The following is a 20,824-nucleotide window of genomic DNA, read 5'->3' on the forward strand; positions in this document are numbered from 1 at the left end:
AGGAGTAAAAAAATGAAAAAGTTCGTGTTAGCATTTGCAATAGTAGCAAGTGTAGTCAGTATGGGAATGTGTGAGTATAATAAGTATGAAAAGATATGTGGCGGTATGGGCATATCAAAATGTATTAACTTTTATGAATCCTCTTGCAATAATGGGAATATTGTTGGTTGTTCAGTTTTATACGATTTTTTTCATATGGTTGACGAAGTTACCGTTGAAGAAATGGTGTGTCAAAATTATAATGGCTCTGTTATTGACTCTGTCAAAAAACTTCTAAAAGATGCAAAAGAAATAAAAAGTTTTATACCTAACTCGTTAGCAACCAAAGAATCTCATAAAAAGGTGGTTGATTTGATTTTAGAACTAGAAACATTTCTAAAAAATCAAACACAACAAACAAAAGAATGGCAATCTAAAAAAATGGAGTTTCAAAAAAATTTTTTATCGTCTTGCAAAGCAGTAGGCGATTTATTATGGGATACAAACACAAATGAAGCCATACAATACTATAAAAAAGCCTGTAATTATGGATATGGCGAGTCCTGCGAGACTTTGGGAAATATATATCAAGACAATAAAAGCGTGTCGCCCAATTATTTACTTGCATTAGAATATCACGAAAAAGCCTGCGATTTGGGGGTAAAAGACTCTTGTGATAAATATATGCAACTACGAAAGTCATTTAGCAATAACCCATAAGTGTAAAATCTAGGCTATCACAACGACATAAAATCTAGCCTAGATTCTCGCACCATATTTTTAACCCCTCCAAGCAAGAGGATTTTTTAATCCAACGCCACTGCTTTTTCAAATTCTAATGCTTTTTGATGTTTGGCTGAAGTGATGATTTCATACGCACTTTCATCGCTAAGTAGTTTTTGGGTAAGCATAGAATTTAGCTTGTGGCTACCTGCAAAAGAGACATAGCTACCAAGCAGGGGAATCCCAAGTATCGCCATATCGCCGATGGCATCTAAAATCTTATGGCGGACAAATTCTTCGCTATATCGCAAACCTTCCTTATTCATTATCCCTCTTTCATCTAAAACTATGCAGTTGCTTAGATTTCCCCCTTTGCCAAGCCCTATGGAGCGCAGATAATTCACCTCTTGCAAAAAGCCAAAAGTCCTAGCTTTAGCGATTTCCTCGCGATATGTTTTGCGAGAAAATGCAAATCTGTATTGCTGTTTGCCTATGGCTGGGTGGCTAAAATCTATGGCAAAATCAAAAATCGTTTTTTCGCTAGGCTCTAAGCGGACAAATTTATCGCCATCTCGCACTTCAAGCGGTTTTTTTATCATCACAAGTTCTCTAGCTTCATCAAATTCTGCAATCCCTGCTTCATCAAGCAACATACACCACGCGATAGAGCTTCCGTCCATTATGGGGATTTCCTCATTATCGACATTGATTTTTAGGTTGTCAATCCCATAGGCATATATCGCACTCATCAAATGCTCAATCGTAGAGATTTTTGCTTCTCCCTTGCCGATTACTGTTGCCATAGTCGTGTCGATGATAGATTCTGGTTTTAGCGGGATAGATACGCCCAAATCGCTACGATAAAATACGATTCCGCTATTTGCGCTTAGTGGCTCTAGCTCTAGCTTTACAGGCACGCCTTTGTGAAGTCCTATGCCTGTTAATTCTACTTTTTTCTTTATGGTTCGTTGTTTCATTTATATCCTTTGTGGTAGTTTATGATAATTTTTGTTAGTTGTTTTTTTGTATTGTATTGCAAGTTTTCAAGTTTGTCGCAAACTTGAGCGATTTCTTGCGCGATTTAGCTTATTTTTGATAGCCTTTGTGATATTTGATTTGCTAGAATCTATTTTTTTAAAAAATATCTTTTATGGAAAAATTTAAGCCACTTTTTATGATGATTTTTAGCTTGTCATTTGCGTTGATTCTAGCGAGCATATCGGCATTTAGCTTTTCTCCGTTAAACAAAATATACCCTGATTTTAACTTACGCAAAATCAAAAATTCTCCCTCCACTTCTAGCACCCCATAGCAGTCGCCAAATACCGTTACGCTACCTTTTGTGCTGACTTTTGCGCCACTTGAGATGTCCCCTAAAATCTGCAAAGAGTTGGATTCTATGATTTCCTCCCCGCTTCGCACTTTGTGGATAATCTTTGGAATCTTTGTCGCAATGTTAGCATTTACTTCATTTGATGGGGTATTTTTTTGAGTTAGATTTTTTGATGTGGCAAAATCTAGCAAAGGATTTTCTTTAGATTTTGGATTTTGGGCAGTGTTTGGGCTAGATTGTGTAGTAGGCTCACTTTGCTCATTTAGCAAATCTATGTCATTTTGGCTAGGTTTTATGCCTACTACGCCTACGAAATAGCACAGATTTAGCTCTTTTAGAATGGCTTGCAAGTGGGCTGAAATGGGGGATTTAAAATTGATTACAAAGCGAGTTAGCAATATCTCGTTTTTTTGCAAAAATTTGATAATATCCTCTTCGTTTTGTTCTTCTAAAACAATCACTCGTTGATTGTGTTGCCTTGTTTTCAATATAGCTCCTTATGCGGATTTTGGGTAGATTTTGCCTAGATTTTGCTATGTTTTGCAAAATCTATTTTGATGTGCAAGATTGACACTGCTAATTTTGTTCCAAATCCATAGGATTTTCGCCCTGTCGCTCTATGCTTAGGGCTGCTGTTTCAAAAATATCTAAGATATTATTTTTTATCCATTTTGAATCCACCCATTCAGCCACCCTCACAGCCACTCCACCTACCAAAATCCCAAAATGCAAATGGTCGCCAAACGCCCAACCACTCTGCCCTGTAAGCCCTAAAATATCCCCTTTTTTTGCTGTCTCTTTTTCGGCTTTTTGCAATTCTTGCAAGTGAGAATACAGGCTTACTAGCCCAAAATTATGCTCTACTAAAATGGTTTTGCCATATACGCCTAGCTGGCGTGATAGGGCGATTTTCCCGTCATTTGATAAATGGATTTTGTCATTTTTTACGCTTGCCATATCGATTCCTAAATGCAGCGATTGACTTGTTTGTTTATCAGGTGCGATATAAGTCCTAGCATCGCCAAATCGCCCAACCGTGCTATATCCTTTTAGCGGAGCGAAATGCTCCCACGCAGGCTTAGGCGAGATAGATTTTGCTCTCTCTTGCATTGCTTCTTGCAAACTTTTGGTTATAAGTGTGTCATCTTCGGTGCGAATCGTTTCATTTATGTATTTAAATTTTTCAAAATTATCCTCCATACCAGCGGGGAAACTTCGCCCAATATCGCTGATGAGAGAATCTAATTTGTTGTTTAGAAAATCCTCTTTTAGCACAATAGTAGATTTTGAATATCGTGGGGCGTTATCTTTGATAAATGGCACGGTCATTTTGCGTGAGTTGTAGCCAGAATCCCGCACAAAAATACTCGCGCTAAAATTTTTGTTTTCTATCCCCCAAGCCATAAGCGCGGCATAATAGCCTTTTTTCATAAAAGGGTAGGGGATAAATTCTTGCGCTCCATTGCTAATGTTTAGCTCTTTTATATCTATGCTATCAATGTGAAATACTACAAGTGCGCTACCACCATAGCTGATTTTGTTTGAATGAGCAATAATCGTAATGACGGGTTGTTTGGTGTTTATGGTTAGTTGTAAATTTTTCTTTGTGGTGCTTCCGCTAAAAAGATTTGCATTGCTCCAATCCGTGATGCAAATCTCATAATCTATCGTGGTTTTATCGGGCAACGCTACTTCAGGCTGTGGCAACCAGATTTTTAGCTTTTTTGGTTTATCTACTACGGGTTCTTTTTTATCCAGCACGGTAAGTCCGCTTTGGGTGCGCGCTTTTATGGTGTAGGATTTTATCCCGCTCGCACTTTGGGCTAAAATAGCGATTTGCTTGTTTGGATTCCAAACGCTTTTGTCTTCGATGGGGACGGCTTTTGTGGGGTCTAAGTAAAGATATACTTTGGTTTGGGGAGGGTTATTGCTAAACAAATCAAGCGAATAAACATAAAACCCCAAAAGAAGTAGAGCAAGTGCGGTTAGAATCTTTGCAAAATTATTCATATTTGCCCCTTGATTTGGACTTTTGCTTCTCTCTAAGCGCATTGTTTTGTCCCCCATTGTTTATTGCCCCCCCCCCCCCGTAATATTTGCCTAGCTTTTATAGATTCTTTATTGTTGGCACTTGTGGTTATCAAAAAAATTTTTTTTGTGCACTGTGTGGATTTTGTTCGTGGGTTTTGTTTTGCGCATTTGCCCCATACCCCGTTTTTAAACGCTTCTTTTTTCATTTGTTACTCCGCTTGTTGTTTTGGTTTGTTTTGCTATTTTTGTGCTTTTTTCCTCAAATTTTACAATCTTAAAGAGAATCTAAATTCTACAAAATCAATGTAGATTTTATAAAAATATCTTGCAAATCTTTATATGGCATTTGTAGAATGCAAAATCTACAAAACTTCGCGTGGGTCGGCTATCTTGCCATTGATTGCGGAGTAGGCTACTACGGCTGAATTTGCCAAAAATACTTGAGAGTTGCGCGAACCCATTCGCCCGATGAAGTTGCGATTTGTCGTGCTGATACATTTTTCATCATCGCCTAAAATCCCCATATATCCGCCTAGACAAGCTCCACAAGTGGGGTTTGATATGAGTGCGCCTGATTCTAGCAAGGTATCAATGTAGCCAAGTTTGTGCGCGGCTTTGTATATCGCCTGTGTGCCGGGGGTTATGATTAGTCGCACATCGGGGTGGATTTTTTTGCCTTTTAGGATAGATGCTGCGATTTGCAAATCGCTTAATCGTCCATTTGTGCAACTACCGATAAATGCTTGATCGATTTTTATGTCATCTTTTGTGGCTTGGCTGATAGGCTTGCCATTGCTTGGCAAAAATGGATACGCTACAAGCGGCTCTAGGGTGTCTATGTCTATTTCTAAGATTTTTTCATAGCTTGCACCCTCATCGCTCGTGTGAAAGATAGGTTTTGCCCTTAAGCTACCATTTTCCCTCTCCCTAGATTCTAAAAACTCTTTTGTGATTTCATCAGGCGCGATTATGCCATTTTTTGCTCCCGCTTCTATTGCCATATTGCATAGCGAAAATCTATCGTCCATACTAAGTAGGCTTATGGCTTCGCCTCCAAATTCTAATGCCTGATAAAGTGCGCCATCTACGCCTAATTGACGGATAACCTCTAAGATTAAATCCTTGCCATAGATTCCCTTTGGCATTGTGGTTTTTGTCGTGTCATTGTTGTGTTGTGTTTTGTTTTTTGTGCGGAAATTTACTTTGATAGAGCGAGGCACTCTAAACCAATTTTTGCCCGTTATCATTGAGTATGCTAAATCTGTGCTACCAAGCCCCGTGCTAAACGCTCCTAACGCCCCGTGAGTGCAGGTGTGAGAATCTGCACCGATGATGACATCGCCACTCACTACCAAACCTTTTTCGGGCAAGAGAGCGTGCTCGATGCCCATATCTCGCTCATCAAAATAATGCTTTAGCTGATGTTTTTTTGCAAAATCGCGTGAGATTCTAGCTTGATTTGCAGAGAGAATGTCTTTGGCAGGGATATAGTGATCCATCACAATGCAAAAATTATCAGGGTTTGCAAGTTTTTTTGCGCCTGATTTTTCAAAGGCTTTTATGGATATAGGCGTGGTAATATCATTGCCAATCACCATATCAATGTTTGTTTCTATGATTTCATCGGCATAGACGCTTTTGCCACAATGATGAGAAAAGATTTTTTCTGTGATAGTTTGGGGGGATTTTGGTTTTGACATTTGTAGATTCCACCTTTTTAGTGTTTTTTGTAGTTTTATTCGATTATTTTAGGGTGTTTTTGTGATATTTTTGCAAACTTTGTTTTTGGAAATTTGTGTTTTAACTCATTTTGATTTTGCAATAATGACTTAGTATTTTTGTGTCGCTTCGTGTCGCTAAAAACGCCATTTTTTTTAGCCATTTTTTTAAAAGTATAGCGCAAACACAAAATACCAAATCTTAAATCAGTGGAATTTTTTTGCAAACAAAACTATAATTAAAAACAAATTAAACTATGCTTAAAATATGCTTATCTAGCAGTTTTTAATCGTTTTTAATTTAGTTTTGGTTACATTGCGTTGGTTTTTTTTATTTTTTGATTTATTTTGATATTGTTTGGTTTTTGGTTGTTTTTGTTGTTGCGTAGTTTTAAAAAATATTACCAAAGGTAACAACTCGCATAAATATTGCGCAAAATCCGTATTTTACCCTTGACAAAAAAGACACATTTTGTATATAATCGCAGTTTTCTTTATGAAACCGCATACCAAAAATACGAAACACACACGCAAAAACAACACCTTAGATTTTCTAAATAAAACTTAGATTTTGCGCTATTTACGCTGGTTTAGCTCAGTTGGTAGAGCATCTGCCTTGTAAGCAGAGGGTCGGGGGTTCAAGTCCCTTAACCAGCTCCATTTTACAACCACAAACAAAAGAGAATCTATCTCATTTGGCGTTTGACCAGTTTTTGCTGTTTTGGTGAGTTACTCAAGTGGCCAACGAGGGCAGACTGTAAATCTGCTGACTATGTCTTCCGTGGTTCGAATCCACGACTCACCACCATCTTAGATTCTTGTTTGGATTCTAGGTGTGGTAGCCAAAATGGTATTTGCGGGAATAGCTCAGTTGGCTAGAGCATCAGCCTTCCAAGCTGAGGGTCGCGGGTTCGAGCCCCGTTTCCCGCTCCACCTCTGGGAGCTGAATAAATGCTTTCATTTACTCATTTTTCCCAAAGTCTTTAAAATTGCCCATATAGCTCAGTGGCAGAGCACTTCCTTGGTAAGGAAGAGGTCGGCGGTTCAATCCCGCTTATGGGCTCCAGTTTTTCTCGTCATCTTAGTTTTTGTGATGTTTTTAAAGTTTTTTAGCTTTTTATAAAGAACTTTAAGATAAAATCCGAGACTTTGAAAATTTTTTTAAGGAGATTCTTATGGCAAAGGAAAAATTTGTCAAAAATAAGCCCCATGTAAATATTGGGACTATTGGGCATGTAGACCACGGCAAAACAACATTAAGCGCGGCTATTTCAGCTGTTTTATCAACAAAAGGTCTTGCAGAAATGAAAGACTATGATAAGATTGATAATGCACCTGAAGAGCGCGAAAGAGGGATTACCATTGCAACTTCTCACATAGAGTATGAAACAGAAAATCGCCACTATGCGCATGTGGATTGTCCCGGACACGCTGACTATGTAAAAAATATGATTACAGGTGCAGCGCAAATGGACGGCGCGATTTTGGTTGTATCAGCAGCAGATGGTCCTATGCCTCAAACTAGAGAGCATATCTTACTATCTCGTCAAGTAGGTGTTCCATATATTGTTGTTTTCTTAAATAAACAAGATATGGTAGATGACCAAGAATTGCTTGATTTGGTAGAAATGGAAGTGCGTGAGTTGCTAAGCCAATATGAATTTCCCGGTGATACTACACCTATCGTGGCTGGCTCTGCGCTAAAAGCCCTTGAAGAAGCAAAGTCTGGCAATATAGGTGAGTGGGGCGAAAAAGTCCTAAAACTTATGGCTGAAGTAGATGCTTATATCCCAACACCTGAGCGTGATACTGAAAAAACTTTCCTAATGCCTGTTGAAGATGTGTTTTCAATCGCAGGTCGTGGGACGGTCGTTACAGGCAGAATCGAGCGTGGCGTAGTAAAGGTGGGCGATGAAGTAGAAATCGTAGGAATCCGTGATACGCAAAAAACTACCGTTACAGGCGTGGAAATGTTTAGAAAAGAGCTTGATAAGGGCGAGGCTGGCGATAATGTAGGTATCCTTTTGCGTGGAACAAAGAAAGAGGAAGTAGAGCGTGGTATGGTGCTTTGCAAACCGGGTTCTATCACTCCGCATAAAAAGTTTGAGGGCGAAGTATATGTCCTATCCAAAGAAGAAGGCGGAAGACATACGCCATTTGTCAATAACTATCGCCCACAATTTTATGTGCGCACTACCGATGTAACAGGCTCAATCACTTTACCTAGCGGTGTGGAGATGGTTATGCCCGGTGATAATGTAAAAATCACAGTTGAGCTTATTAACCCAATCGCGCTTGAAGAGGGGACACGATTTGCTATCCGTGAAGGTGGCAGGACTGTTGGTGCTGGCGTTGTAAGCAAAATCATTGAGTAAGGCTAAAAAATGGCAAAAGGCAATGTGGTAAAGATTGGCTTAAAGTGTTCGGAGTGTGGTGATATAAATTACAGCACAACGAAAAATGCCAAGACAAAGACAGAAAAACTGGAGCTTAAGAAATTCTGCCCTAGACTTAACAAACACACTGTGCATAAAGAAGTTAAGCTAAAAAGCTAGGAATTTTGTAGAATCTACTTTAGTGCAAGACTAAACGCAAAACTTAAGTAGATTCTCTAGCTTTGAAGGTCAGTAGCTCCAATGGTAGAGCATCGGTCTCCAAAACCGACTGTTGGGGGTTCGAGTCCCTCCTGACCTGCCATTTGCATCGAGCTAATCAAGCAAAATAAAAAAACTAAGGTTAAACAATAATGAAAAAGATAGTTTCTTATTACAGGATAGCAAAAGAAGAGCTGTTTAAAGTAATATTCCCTACTAGAGAGCAGATTCGTAATGCGCTTATTTCTGTTGTAGTGGTTGTCTTTGTTATTGCGTTGTTTTTAGGATTAGTTGATTTAATTTTGTCTGCTTCTGTATCTAGTATTTTATAGAAACTTAGGAGACTTGTATGTCGTTAAGCTGGTATGCTATACAGACTTATTCTGGTAGCGAACAATCCGTCAAGCGAGCTATTGAAAATTTGGTCGAGCAATATCAAATCCAAGATAGACTAAAAGAAATCATAGTGCCTACCGAAGATGTTTATGAGATAAAAAATGGCATTAAAAAGGTAAGTGAGCGGAGCTTGTATCCGGGCTATGTATTTATCAATGTTGATTTGGACACTTCGTTGTGGCATACGATTCAATCATTACCAAAAGTGAGTGGATTTATCGGGGAGAGCAAAAAACCTACGCCGCTTGGAGAAAGTGATATAGCTCATATTTTGGAAAAAGTCCAAAATCGTGCAGCACCTAAACCTAAGATTTCATTTGAGCAAGGTGAGGTTGTTCGTATAAATGAAGGTCCTTTTGCAAATTTTACAGGCACTGTTGAAGGTTATGACATTGAGCATAAAAAACTAAAGTTGAATGTTTCTATTTTTGGCAGAAATACTCCGATAGAAATACTATATTCACAAGTAGAGAAAATCATATAAAGTTTCTTAACGACTAAAATTTCATTACGAAAGGTAGAAAAATGGCAAAAAAAGTAGTTGGAGAATTAAAATTGCAAATCCCAGCAGGCAAGGCAAATCCATCTCCGCCCGTTGGTCCAGCTTTGGGGCAAAGGGGTATTAACATTATGGAATTTTGTAAGGCGTTTAATGAAAAAACCAAAGATATGGGTAATTTTAATATCCCTGTGATTATTACCGTGTATCAAGACAAGAGTTTTTCATTTATCACCAAAAAACCTCCCGTAACGGATTTAATCAAAAAAACTGCTAACATTACCAAAGGTTCTGATAATCCGCTGAAAAATAAAATAGGCAAGCTAACTTCCAAACAACTTGAAGAAATTGCTAATATGAAAATGGAAGATTTGAATGCTAACGATATAGAAGCGGCAAAAAAAATAGTGGCTGGAAGTGCTCGCTCTATGGGTATTGAAATCATAGATTAGGAATCTAAATTTTTAAGGAGACATAGGATATGAAAGTAGCAAAGAGAATCCAAAATCTATTGCAAAAAATAGATGAAAGCAAGTTTTATGACATAGATTCTGGGATTAGCACGGTAAAATCTCTTGCTTCGGCAAAATTTGATGAGACGGTAGAGATTGCGTTACGATTGGGGGTTGATCCTCGTCACGCAGACCAAATGATTCGCGGGGCAGTGGTGCTACCACACGGCACGGGTAAAAAAGTGCGCGTAGCGGTTTTTGCCAAAGGTGCAAAAGCTGATGAAGCAAAGGCAGCAGGTGCAGATATTGTGGGTGCAGATGATTTAGCAGAAGAGATAAAAAACGGCAATACAGATTTTGATATGGTTATCGCTACCCCCGATATGATGGCACTTGTAGGCAAAGTAGGCAGAATCTTAGGACCAAAAGGACTTATGCCAAACCCAAAAACAGGCACCGTTACCGCTGACATAAGCAAAGCAGTTTCTAATGCTAAAAGCGGACAAGTAAATTTCCGTGTAGATAAAAAAGGAAATATTCACGCCCCAATAGGTAAGGCTAGCTTCCCGCAGGATAAAATCCGTGATAATATGTTAGAGCTTGTAAAAACGATAAATCGCTTAAAACCATCTAGCGCAAAAGGCAAATTTATTCGTGGCGGTGCGCTGTCTTTGACAATGTCCCCTGCTGTAAAACTTGATACGCAGATTTTGATGGATGTGAAATAAAAAAATTGACAGCAAAATAACGGCGTTGTCAAAATCAAAAAAAGCCTAAATCCAAATGTTTGAAAAAAACGACTTAAGATTACCTAGAATTTAACAACATAGCGAGGTTAATCTAAAGACATAATTTTTTCAAAATATTTGGCAAACACTTAATATAATTAAAAAACTGAAAATAAGGACTAGGCAATTATGCGATTAGATTGATAAAAACAAAAAAGAGGAGAATTTAATTTATCTTAGACTGATGATTACAAGGGCATTATGCTTAATCGCTAGATTCTAGTTGCCTTGTATAAGTCTCGTCTGAAAGGAGGAAAGATGACTAAAACCCAAAAGCAAGAACTAATTGACGCTCTTACCCAAGAATTTAAAACTGCTAATGCTTTATTGCTATGTGATTACAAAGGCACAAGCGTTAAATCGTTAGAAGAGCTACGCGCTTTAGCGCGACAAGCGGGTGCAAAAGTCCAAGTGATAAAAAACACTTTGGCACGCATTGCGCTTAAAAATTCTAGTTACCCAGATTTAGATATTAAAGATACAAATATCTTTATTTGGGGGGAAGACCAAATCGCGCTATCAAAGATTGTCGTAAAATTTGCTAGCGCAAATGAAGCGAGTTTTTCTATTAAAGTTGGTTGCTTTGATGGCGAAAAAGTGGATAAAACCCACATTCTCGCCGTCTCTAAGCTACCAAGCAGAGAAGAACTTATCGGTATGCTTTTGTCAGTTTGGACTGCTCCTGCACGATATTTTGTTACAGGATTGGACAATCTAAAAAAGCAAAAAGAACAAAACTAACCATCTAAAAAGGAGAAAAAATGGCTATCACAAAAGAAGAAGTCCTAGATTACATAGGCGGACTATCTGTCCTAGAGTTATCAGAGCTTGTAAAAGCGTTTGAGGAAAAGTTTGGTGTGAGTGCAGCACCCACAGTTGTAGCAGGAGCAGTAGCAGCAGGAGGCGGTGCTGGCGGTAGCGCAGAGGAAAAGACAGAATTTACCGTAGTCCTAGTCGAAGCAGGTGCAAATAAAATCGCCGTTATCAAAGCTGTGCGTGAAATTACAGGGCTTGGGCTAAAAGAGGCAAAAGATGCTACTGAACAAACTCCTCACACTATCAAAGAGGGTGTCAATAAAGATGACGCCGAAGCGTTTAAGAAAAAGCTCGAAGAAGCAGGCGCGAAAGTGGAAATCAAATAAGCCACAAAAGCGCGTAGAGCTAGATATTAAGAGTTTGTATGCCTAGAATTTAACACATTCTAGGCTTTTAAAATGCACCCTAAGAGATTTTAGATTTTATAGAATCATTGGATAAAGATTTTGCAAGTGGCAAGCATAGATTAAGCGTGGTGTTTGATTAAAATCTATGATTTTGCGATTACTTAAAATGCTTAGCGTTTTAAATAGCATAAGTGATATAAAATGGCTTAAATCACGCTATTTTGCGCGATTGAAATAAACCAAACTAGCAAAACTTATCTAAAATGCTAGATTTACCAAAATGTTTAAAACTAGAATCTCTTAGGGTGTAGCTAAATACTTTTTCAAGGATTATCAAATGTCAAAAACACAAGCCAAAAATAGACTTCGCATTGATTTTGCTAAACAGCAGGGCTTAGAAGTGCCAAATCTTTTGCTTTTGCAACGCGATAGTTATGATTCGTTTTTGTATCCACGAGATGGCAAAGAAAGCGGGATAGAGAAAGTATTTAAGTCAATTTTCCCTATCCAAGATGCTCAAAATCGCATTACCCTTGAGTATAAAAGTTGCGAGTATGGCAAACCAAAATACACCATTAGAGAGGCTATGGAGCGTGGTATTACCTATGCCATACCTTTGAAGCTAAAAGTCGAGCTTATCCAATGGGAAAAAGACGAAAAAGGCGATAAACTCGCACCAAAAGACAGAAAAGAGCAAAGTATTTTTGTGCGTGAGATTCCGCTTATGACAGACCGCACGAGTTTCATCATTAACGGTGTAGAGCGCGTGGTGGTAAATCAGCTACATAGGAGTCCGGGCGTAATTTTTAAGCAAGATGACACCGCTTCAACCATCAATAAACCCATTTATATGGGGCAGATTATCCCTGATAGAGGCTCGTGGCTATATTTTGAATATGATGCAAAAGATACGATGTTTGTTCGTATAAACAAACGGCGCAAAGTCCCTGCGACTATCTTTTTGCGTGCGCTTGGGTATAGCAAAATGGATATTTTAAAAATCTTTTATCCAAGCCTTGTTATCAAAGTCCAAAACGATGAATTTCTTATCAAATTTAACCCAGCAGATTTTGAGGGCAGAGTAGATTTTGATATAAAAGATATAAATGGCGAAATCATCGTGCCTTCAGGTAAGAGACTAAGTGCAAAAAAAGCAAAAGAGTTGCAAGAAAAAGGGCTTGAATACATACAATACCCCGCAAAAACTTTGCTAGGTCGCTACATTTTTGAGCCTATTGTTGATAGCAAGAGTGGGGAGGTTATCCTTGATACTCTTACGCAAATCGATGAATCAAAGCTCAAAAAAATAACCGAACTTAAGCTAAAAGATTTTGTCATCATAAACGACATTGCAAGCGGTGTGGATAATTCCATAATAAACGCTTTTATCGCCGAGACAGATTCTCTAAAACTTCTTAAACAAAGTGAAAAAACTGATGATGAAAATGAGTTAGCCGCTATTAGAATCTACAAAGTAATGCGTCCGGGAGAACCCGTAACAAAAGAAGTTGCAAAGCAATTTGTTAAGCGATTGTTTTTTGATCCTGAAGCGTATGATTTGACACGGGTAGGGCGAATGAAAATGAATCATAAGCTAGGCTTAAATGTGCCAAATTATGTAACCGTGCTAACCCACCAAGACATTATAGAATCCGCTCGTTACCTTATGGGTGTCAAAAATTGCAAAGAGGGTAGGCAGGGTAAATTCAGAATCGATGATAGAGATAATCTAGGCAATCGCAGAATCCGCGCCATAGGCGAATTGCTAGCAAATGAAATGCACTCTGGGCTTGTCAAAATGCAAAAGGCGATTAAAGATAAGCTAACTACGATGAGTGGGAATTTTGATAGCATAATGCCACAAGATTTGATAAATGCAAAAACTATCACAAGCACGATTATGGAGTTTTTCACAGGCGGACAACTTTCACAATTTATGGACCAAACAAATCCACTTAGTGAAATCACGCACAAACGCCGTCTATCAGCACTTGGCGAGGGAGGTTTGGTAAAAGAGCGCGTAGGGTTTGAAGCGCGCGATGTGCATCCTACGCATTATGGCAGAATCTGCCCTATTGAAACCCCTGAAGGACAAAATATCGGGCTTATCAACACGCTATCTACTTTTACTCGCGTAAATGATTTAGGCTTTATTGAAGCACCATATAGGGAAGTTGTAAATGGCAAGGTTACCGATGAAGTCGTCTATCTTACTGCGACACAAGAAGATGGCAAAGTCATAGCCCCTGCAAGCACAAAGCTAGATGCTAATAATAACATCGTAGATTCTCTTATCGAGACTCGTTGTGGTGGTGAAATCACTTTGCGAAAATCCGAAGAAGTGGAGTTGATTGATTTAAGTCCTAGAATGCTTGTGGGTGTGGCTGCTTCGTTGATTCCGTTCTTGGAGCACGATGATGCAAACCGCGCACTTATGGGTTCAAATATGCAACGACAAGCTGTCCCGCTATTAAAACCTGATGCCCCAATCGTTGGCACGGGGATTGAGCAAATTATCGCAAGAGATTCTTGGGAAGCGGTAAAAGCAAGACGAAGCGGGGTTGTTGAGCGTGTGGATTCTCGCAATATTTATATTTTGGGCGAGGAAGGCGATAGCGTCTATATTGATGATTATTCGTTGCAAAAAAATTTGCGAACTAATCAAAACACCTGCTTTGCGCAACGACCTATTGTCAAAAAAGGCGACAAAGTTCAAGCTGGGCAAATCATCGCAGATGGCGCAAGTATGGATAGAGGTGAGCTAGCATTAGGCAAAAATATCCGCGTAGCATTTATGCCGTGGAATGGATATAATTTTGAGGACGCTATTGTCGTAAGCGAGCGACTTATCAAAGAAGATGCTTTCACTTCAAATCATATTTATGAAAAAGAAATCGAAGCTAGAGAGCTAAAGCACGGGACAGAGGAGATTACTGCGGATATTCCGGGCGTGCGTGAAGAGGAGGTAGCTCACCTTGATGAGAGTGGTATTGTGCGGATTGGCACTTATGTAACCGCAGGTATGATTCTAGTAGGCAAAGTCTCTCCAAAAGGCGAAGTAAAACCAAGCCCTGAAGAGCGACTACTTCGTGCGATTTTTGGCGAAAAAGCTGGGCATGTGGTAAATAAATCTTTGTATTGTCCTCCGTCATTAGAAGGGACGATTGTTGATGTCAAAATCTTTACCAAAAAAGGCTATGAGCGTGATGCGAGGGCTGTGAGTGCTTATGAGCAAGAAAAATCTGCCCTTGATATTGAGCATCACGATAGACTTACGATGCTAAATAAAGAGGAGCTTTTGCGCGTAGGGCTTATGCTAAGCAAAGAGGAGCTAAGTGGCGAAGCTGAAGTAAATGGCAAAAAATACAAAAAGGGACAAAAAATCCCCAAAAATGAGATAACAAACATCAATCGTTTTGCGCTTACTACGCTTATCAAAAACTACCCCAAAGCCGTGCAAACAAAGTATGAAAAAATCAAATCAAGTTTCTTAGACCAAAAAAAGACACTTGGTGAGGAACACGAGGAAAAACTCTCTATCTTAGAAAAAGATGATATTTTGCCAAGCGGTGTGGTAAAACAAGTCAAAATCTACATAGCCACCAAGCGCAAACTAAAAGTAGGCGACAAAATGGCTGGACGACACGGAAATAAAGGCATTGTAAGCACTATTGTGCCAATGGTGGATATGCCTTATACTGCCGATGGCGAGCCTGTGGATATTGTGCTAAATCCTTTAGGCGTGCCAAGTCGTATGAATATCGGGCAGATTTTAGAGACGCATTTAGGGCTTGTGGGTAAGAGGCTAGGCAAACAGCTTGAAGAGATTTTGGAACACCAAAAAGCAAACTTCAAAGATGAGCTAAGAGCAAAAATGCTACAAATCGCAGAATCTAGCAACGAAAAAGACACAAAAATCATAGATTTTATCAAAAAATGCGATGATGATACCCTGCTAGAGTGCGCGAAAGATTGGGCAAGGGGTGTTAAGTTTGCAACGCCTGTGTTTGAAGATAGCACAATGAAAAAACTTGACACACTTTTTGAGCTAGCAAAAATCGATATGGACGGCAAAGTCGAGCTATATGATGGCAAGACAGGGGAGAAAATCCGCGAAAAAGTCAATGTCGGCTATATGTATATGCTAAAACTCCATCACTTAGTCGATGAAAAAGTGCACGCACGAAGCACAGGTCCTTATAGCCTTGTTACGCAACAACCTGTGGGTGGTAAAGCACTCTTTGGTGGGCAAAGATTTGGGGAAATGGAAGTGTGGGCGTTGGAGGCTTATGGTGCGGCACACACGCTAAAAGAAATGCTAACCCTAAAATCTGATGACATAAATGGACGCGAAAATGCCTACCGCTCCATCACTAGAAGCGAGCCTGTGGGAGAATCTGAAATCCCAGAGACATTTTATGTGCTAACAAAAGAACTTCAATCTTTAGCACTTGATGTAAATGTCTATGATGAGCAAACAACAGAGGCAATAAAATCTAATTCTTATGATGAGAGTGTAGTCGATGATAATGGCAAACCAAGAGTGCTTGAAATCAAAGAGGATAAACGACCAAAAGATTTTAGCTCTTTTCAGCTTACTCTTGCTAGCCCTGAAAAAATCCGCTCTTGGAGTCGTGGCGAAGTCAAAAAACCAGAGACGATAAACTATCGCACGCTAAAACCAGAGAGAGATGGGCTATTTTGCACCAAGATTTTTGGACCTGTGCGGGATTATGAGTGTCTATGTGGCAAATACAAAAAGCCTCGCTACAAAGGAATGGTGTGTGAAAAATGTGGCGTAGAGGTTACAAGCTCTAAAGTCCGTCGCTCTAGAATGGGACATATAGAGTTGGTTACTCCTGTGGCACATATTTGGTATGTTAGCTCTTTGCCTAGCCGTATCGGCACGCTTTTGGGTGTAAAAATGAAAGACTTAGAGCGCGTGCTTTATTATGAGGCATATATTGTAAAAGATCCCGGCGAGGCATTTTATGATGATGCTTCTACTAAGCCTGTTTTAAAATATGATGTGCTAAATGAGGAGCAATTCCAAAATATTAACCAACGATTTGTAGATAGAGGATTTGTCGCGCAAATGGGTGGCGAAGTAGTGCAAGAGTTGCTATCTCAACTAGATTTAGCAGAGCTTGGAAAATCATTAAAAAACGACATAAAAGAGACAAATTCTGAAGCAAAAAAGAAAACCATCATTAAGCGATTAAAAGTGGTAGAGAGTTTTCTAAATTCAGGCAATCGCCCAGAATGGATGATGTTAACTGTGCTTCCTGTGTTGCCACCAGATTTGCGTCCCTTAGTCGCCCTTGATGGTGGTAAATTTGCAGTAAGTGATGTCAATGACTTGTATCGCCGTGTGATAAATCGCAATCAACGGCTAAAACGGCTACTTGAGCTAGACGCACCTGAAATCATCGTGCGCAATGAAAAAAGAATGCTTCAAGAAGCCGTTGATGCGCTATTTGATAATGGCAGAAATGCAAATGCAGTCAAAGGGGCAAATAAACGCCCATTAAAATCTCTAAGCGAAATTATCAAAGGTAAGCAGGGTAGATTTCGTCAAAATCTACTTGGAAAGCGTGTGGATTTCAGCGGACGAAGCGTCATTGTCGTAGGACCAAATTTGCGAATGGATCAATGCGGATTGCCCAAAAATATGGCGTTAGAGCTATTTAAGCCTCATTTGCTCGCTAGATTAGAAGAAAAGGGCTATGCTAGCACGCTAAAACAAGCAAAAAAGATGATAGAGCAAAAAGTAAATGAGGTGTGGGAATGCCTACAAGAAATTGTAGAGGGCTATCCTGTGTTGCTAAACCGCGCTCCTACGCTACATAAGCAGTCTATTCAAGCATTTCACCCTAAGCTAATTGATGGTAAAGCGATACAGCTTCACCCGCTTGTTTGCTCTGCGTTTAATGCGGATTTTGACGGCGACCAAATGGCAGTGCATGTCCCGCTTAGCCAAGAAGCTATCACAGAATGCAAAGTGCTAATGCTAAGCTCTATGAATATCTTGCTTCCTGCAAGTGGTAAAGCTGTGGCTGTGCCTAGCCAAGATATGGTTTTGGGGCTGTATTATCTAAGCTTAGAGCGCAAGGGTGTAAAAGGCGAGCATAAATTATTTAGTGATATTGATCAAATTATGGTTGCTATTGATGCAGGGGAGCTAGATATAAATGCCAAAATCCAAACCGTAATAGAGCGACAACCCGTTACCACCACCACAGGCAGAATGATTTTGCGCTCGATTTTGCCTGATTTTGTCCCTACAAATCTATGGAATCGCGTGCTAAAGAAAAAAGACATTAGTATCTTAATCGACTATGTCTATAAAGAAGCAGGTATCGGTGCGACAGCAAATTTCCTTGATAATCTAAAAAATCTAGGTTTTGCGTATGCGACAAAAGCGGGAATCTCTATCTCTGCAGCAGATATTATTATCCCTGATAATAAAGAATCTATCATTTCTGCCGCAAGACAAAAGGTGCGAAAACTCCAAGATGAGTTTGAGCACGGAATCTTAACCGAAGCGGAGCGATACAATAAAACTATTGATATTTGGACAGAGGCTAGCAAAGAGCTTGGCGAAAAAATGAATACAATCATTGCCAAAGACAAAGATGGGTTTAACTCAATCTATATGATGGCAGATTCTGGTGCGCGTGGTAGCACGGCACAGATTCGGCAGTTATCCGCTATGCGCGGGCTTATGGCTAAACCTGATGGCACGATTATTGAGACGCCTATTGTTTCAAACTTCAAAGAGGGCTTAAATGTGCTTGAGTATTTCAACTCCACGCACGGAGCTAGAAAAGGGCTAGCTGATACCGCGCTAAAAACAGCAAACGCAGGGTATCTAACGCGCAAACTAATCGATGTTAGCCAAAATGTCAAAATTTCAATGGAGGATTGTGGCACGCACGAGGGCATAGAGATTAGCGATATTATTGATGGCTCTGAATTGCTAGAATCATTAGAAGAGAGAGTGTTTGGACGAGTGCTAGCAGCTGATGTGATAGACCCTATCACAAATGAAGTTCTATTTAGTGCTGAAACCCTCATAGATGAAAAAGCCGCACGCAGAATCATCGAAGCAAATGTAAAATCTGTAACGATACGAAATTCTGTTACTTGCAAAGCCCCTAAAGGAGTATGCGCAAAATGCTATGGACTAAATCTAGGAGAGGGCAAAATGGTGCGACCGGGCGAAGCGGTGGGAGTCATCGCAGCACAATCAATCGGCGAGCCCGGCACCCAGCTAACACTCCGCACATTCCATGTGGGCGGGACAGCTAGCAGGACACAAGAGGAAAAAGAAATCCGCGCAGAAAAAGAGGGCTTTATAAGGTATTACAACCTAAAAACCTACAAAAACAAAGAGGGCAAAAATATCGTAGTAAATCGTAGAAATGCCGCTGTGCTAGTAGTCGAGCCAAAAGTAAAAGCTCCATTTGATGGGACATTGCATATTGAAAGCGCACACGATGAAATCGTAGTAACCGTAAAAAATGGTAAGCAAGAAGCTAGATACAGCGTGCGAAAACGAGATGTTGCTAAGCAAAATGAGCTTGCAGGAGTTAGCGGAAGACTAGAGGGCAAACTATATATCGCTCATAGTAGTGGCTATAAAGTCTCAAAAGGTGGCTCTATCATAGACATCGTAAAAGACGGCTGGAATGTGCCAAATCGTATCCCCTATGCTAGCGAAATCATCGCCAAAGACAATGCGCCTATTTCACAAAAAATATTCTCTAAAGAAAAAGGGATTGTGAAATATTATCTCTTAGAGGGCGACCATTTGGAGCGCAGGCACGAAATCAAAGCAGGCGATGTCATCAAAGAAAAAGGCATTTTTGCTGTGATTGCTGATGAGAATGACAGAGAGGCGACACGACACTATATTGCAAGGGATTCTAAAATCTTGCTAAATGATAATAGCAATGTCGAGCCTGATTCTCTCATCGCAGAACCTACACAAAAAGTTGATAATCTAATCGCTACTTGGGATTCTTATAATACCCTTGTGATTAGCGATATTGACGGGGTGGTAAGTTTTGAAGATATTATCCCAAGCGTAACGGTAACCGAGCAAGAGGACAAAACTGATGGCAAGAAAAAGCTAAAAGTCAATGACTATATCCCCTCAGGGCTAAAGCCATCTATCATTATCACAAATGATAAAGAAGTCAAACGATACGCGCTAGAGCCAAATACTTCTATATCCGCTGAAGTCATAGAGGGCGGTAGCGTATCTCGTGCGGATATTCTTGCAAAAACACCAAAAGCCACGGTAAAATCTCGCGATATTACAGGTGGTTTGCCTCGCGTATCTGAGCTATTTGAAGCAAGGAAGCCAAAAGATGCAGCCGTGCTTGCTGAAATTGATGGCATAGTTACCATAGGTAAGCCTATTAGAAATAAAGAGCGCGTAATCATTACCGCACAAGATGGCAGGGTTAGCGAATATCTAATCGACAAAAATAAACGCATTCTTGCGTATGCAAATGAGTTTGTCCACGCAGGCGAGGCACTCACAGAGGGTGTTACTTCAAGCCACGATATTTTGCGCATCGGTGGAGAAAAAGAGCTGTTGCGATTTATCGTAAATGAAGTTCAGCAAGTCTATCGCGGGCAGGGCGTAAATATCGCTGATAAGCATATCGAAGTCATTGTTTCGCAGATGCTTAGACAAGTGCGCGTGATAGATTCTGGCGATACGAGTTTTATCGAAAATGACCTAGTTAGCAAGCGACATTTTAAAGAGGAAAATGAGCGCACAATCAAAAACGGCGGAGAGCCTGCCATTGCAGAGCTTGTGTTGCTTGGTATCACTCGCGCAGCGATTAGTAGTGATTCTATCATTTCTTCGGCTTCTTTCCAAGAAACTACAAAGGTGCTAACAGAAGCAAGCATCGCTCAAAAGACAGATTTCTTGGAGGATTTAAAAGAAAATGTCGTGCTAGGTAGAATGATACCTGTTGGGACGGGCTTATACAAAGATAAACGATTTATCTTAAAGCCTAAGGAGCAATATTCCAAAAAAGCCCAATAAAACAAGCAAACTAAGAGAAAACAAAGATTAAATGTTGTAAAATCCTCCGTTTAATCTTTGTCAATCCAAAATCTAAAAATA

The 20,824-nt window shown here is 39.8% G+C and carries 14 protein-coding genes and 5 tRNA genes; 15 read left to right on the forward strand and 4 right to left on the reverse strand.

The window, feature by feature from the left end; all coding sequences use genetic code 11:
• Window positions 1–699: tetratricopeptide repeat protein (locus tag ACWIX0_RS06315; RefSeq protein WP_454172898.1), on the forward strand; the 699-nt coding region annotated here is incomplete at its 5' end.
• An 86-nt stretch (window positions 700–785) separates the two neighbouring features.
• Here the strand turns inward: ACWIX0_RS06315 and lpxC are convergent.
• The 4 genes from lpxC to ACWIX0_RS06335 form a co-directional block, all read right to left on the reverse strand.
• The gene (gene lpxC, locus ACWIX0_RS06320; RefSeq protein WP_454172900.1) at window positions 786–1,679 is read right to left on the reverse strand and encodes a UDP-3-O-acyl-N-acetylglucosamine deacetylase; all 894 of its coding nucleotides are present in this window, start codon (window positions 1,677–1,679) and stop codon (window positions 786–788) included.
• 157 nt (window positions 1,680–1,836) lie between these two features.
• The gene (locus ACWIX0_RS06325) at window positions 1,837–2,523 is read right to left on the reverse strand and encodes a septum site-determining protein MinC (RefSeq protein ID WP_454172901.1); all 687 of its coding nucleotides are present in this window, start codon (window positions 2,521–2,523) and stop codon (window positions 1,837–1,839) included.
• 88 nt (window positions 2,524–2,611) lie between these two features.
• Entirely contained in the window at window positions 2,612–4,045 is a 1,434-nt protein-coding gene (locus tag ACWIX0_RS06330; protein WP_454172904.1) for a M23 family metallopeptidase, read from the reverse strand.
• A 383-nt stretch (window positions 4,046–4,428) separates the two neighbouring features.
• Window positions 4,429–5,766: a 3-isopropylmalate dehydratase large subunit gene (locus ACWIX0_RS06335; RefSeq protein ID WP_454172906.1), complete on the reverse strand. Its 1,338-nt coding sequence runs from the start codon at window positions 5,764–5,766 to the stop codon at window positions 4,429–4,431.
• Window positions 5,767–6,368: 602 nt separating this feature from the next.
• Here ACWIX0_RS06335 and ACWIX0_RS06340 point away from each other — a divergent pair.
• The 14 genes from ACWIX0_RS06340 to ACWIX0_RS06405 all read left to right on the forward strand — a co-directional run bounded on the left by ACWIX0_RS06340 (window position 6,369) and on the right by ACWIX0_RS06405 (window position 20,743).
• Window positions 6,369–6,444: transfer RNA gene (locus ACWIX0_RS06340), tRNA-Thr, on the forward strand.
• 63 nt (window positions 6,445–6,507) lie between these two features.
• Window positions 6,508–6,592: transfer RNA gene (locus ACWIX0_RS06345), tRNA-Tyr, on the forward strand.
• Window positions 6,593–6,640: 48 nt separating this feature from the next.
• Window positions 6,641–6,717 (forward strand) — tRNA-Gly (locus tag ACWIX0_RS06350).
• 58 nt (window positions 6,718–6,775) lie between these two features.
• Window positions 6,776–6,850, forward strand: a tRNA-Thr gene (locus ACWIX0_RS06355).
• A 109-nt stretch (window positions 6,851–6,959) separates the two neighbouring features.
• Complete coding sequence (tuf, locus tag ACWIX0_RS06360) at window positions 6,960–8,159, forward strand: elongation factor Tu (RefSeq protein ID WP_454172908.1); 1,200 nt, start codon at window positions 6,960–6,962, stop codon at window positions 8,157–8,159.
• A gap of 9 nt (window positions 8,160–8,168) precedes the next feature.
• On the forward strand, window positions 8,169–8,339 hold the full coding sequence (gene rpmG / locus ACWIX0_RS06365; RefSeq protein ID WP_115520417.1) for a 50S ribosomal protein L33: 171 nt from the start codon (window positions 8,169–8,171) through the stop codon (window positions 8,337–8,339).
• A gap of 66 nt (window positions 8,340–8,405) precedes the next feature.
• Window positions 8,406–8,481: transfer RNA gene (locus ACWIX0_RS06370), tRNA-Trp, on the forward strand.
• A 49-nt stretch (window positions 8,482–8,530) separates the two neighbouring features.
• The gene (gene secE, locus ACWIX0_RS06375; RefSeq protein WP_454172910.1) at window positions 8,531–8,710 is read left to right on the forward strand and encodes a preprotein translocase subunit SecE; all 180 of its coding nucleotides are present in this window, start codon (window positions 8,531–8,533) and stop codon (window positions 8,708–8,710) included.
• 17 nt (window positions 8,711–8,727) lie between these two features.
• Complete coding sequence (gene nusG, locus ACWIX0_RS06380; RefSeq protein WP_454172911.1) at window positions 8,728–9,258, forward strand: transcription termination/antitermination protein NusG; 531 nt, start codon at window positions 8,728–8,730, stop codon at window positions 9,256–9,258.
• A 41-nt stretch (window positions 9,259–9,299) separates the two neighbouring features.
• A complete protein-coding gene (rplK, locus tag ACWIX0_RS06385; protein ID WP_454172913.1) occupies window positions 9,300–9,725 on the forward strand; it encodes a 50S ribosomal protein L11 in 426 nt (141 codons plus the stop codon).
• 29 nt (window positions 9,726–9,754) lie between these two features.
• Window positions 9,755–10,453, forward strand: coding sequence for a 50S ribosomal protein L1 (gene rplA, locus ACWIX0_RS06390; RefSeq protein ID WP_454172915.1), 699 nt, complete (start codon window positions 9,755–9,757; stop codon window positions 10,451–10,453).
• A 318-nt stretch (window positions 10,454–10,771) separates the two neighbouring features.
• Window positions 10,772–11,254: a 50S ribosomal protein L10 gene (gene rplJ, locus ACWIX0_RS06395; RefSeq protein WP_454172917.1), complete on the forward strand. Its 483-nt coding sequence runs from the start codon at window positions 10,772–10,774 to the stop codon at window positions 11,252–11,254.
• 20 nt (window positions 11,255–11,274) lie between these two features.
• The gene (gene rplL, locus ACWIX0_RS06400; RefSeq protein ID WP_454172919.1) at window positions 11,275–11,655 is read left to right on the forward strand and encodes a 50S ribosomal protein L7/L12; all 381 of its coding nucleotides are present in this window, start codon (window positions 11,275–11,277) and stop codon (window positions 11,653–11,655) included.
• A 358-nt stretch (window positions 11,656–12,013) separates the two neighbouring features.
• Window positions 12,014–20,743, forward strand: coding sequence for a DNA-directed RNA polymerase subunit beta/beta' (locus ACWIX0_RS06405; RefSeq protein WP_454172920.1), 8,730 nt, complete (start codon window positions 12,014–12,016; stop codon window positions 20,741–20,743).
• Window positions 20,744–20,824 lie beyond the last annotated feature (81 nt).

It is taken from the genome of Helicobacter sp. T3_23-1059 (assembly GCF_053654515.1).

Bases quoted from the DNA above. Each gene is read 5' to 3' on its own strand.
- secE (WP_454172910.1), top strand. From the start codon at position 8,531: ATGAAAAAGATAGTTTCTTATTACAGGATAGCAAAAGAAGAGCTGTTT.
- lpxC (WP_454172900.1), bottom strand. From the start codon at position 1,679: ATGAAACAACGAACCATAAAGAAAAAAGTAGAATTAACAGGCATAGGA.
- rplL (WP_454172919.1), top strand. From the start codon at position 11,275: ATGGCTATCACAAAAGAAGAAGTCCTAGATTACATAGGCGGACTATCT.
- rplK (WP_454172913.1), top strand. From the start codon at position 9,300: ATGGCAAAAAAAGTAGTTGGAGAATTAAAATTGCAAATCCCAGCAGGC.
- rplA (WP_454172915.1), top strand. From the start codon at position 9,755: ATGAAAGTAGCAAAGAGAATCCAAAATCTATTGCAAAAAATAGATGAA.
- rpmG (WP_115520417.1), top strand. From the start codon at position 8,169: ATGGCAAAAGGCAATGTGGTAAAGATTGGCTTAAAGTGTTCGGAGTGT.
- tuf (WP_454172908.1), top strand. From the start codon at position 6,960: ATGGCAAAGGAAAAATTTGTCAAAAATAAGCCCCATGTAAATATTGGG.
- rplJ (WP_454172917.1), top strand. From the start codon at position 10,772: ATGACTAAAACCCAAAAGCAAGAACTAATTGACGCTCTTACCCAAGAA.
- ACWIX0_RS06405 (WP_454172920.1), top strand. From the start codon at position 12,014: ATGTCAAAAACACAAGCCAAAAATAGACTTCGCATTGATTTTGCTAAA.
- ACWIX0_RS06330 (WP_454172904.1), bottom strand. From the start codon at position 4,045: ATGAATAATTTTGCAAAGATTCTAACCGCACTTGCTCTACTTCTTTTG.
- ACWIX0_RS06335 (WP_454172906.1), bottom strand. From the start codon at position 5,766: ATGTCAAAACCAAAATCCCCCCAAACTATCACAGAAAAAATCTTTTCT.
- nusG (WP_454172911.1), top strand. From the start codon at position 8,728: ATGTCGTTAAGCTGGTATGCTATACAGACTTATTCTGGTAGCGAACAA.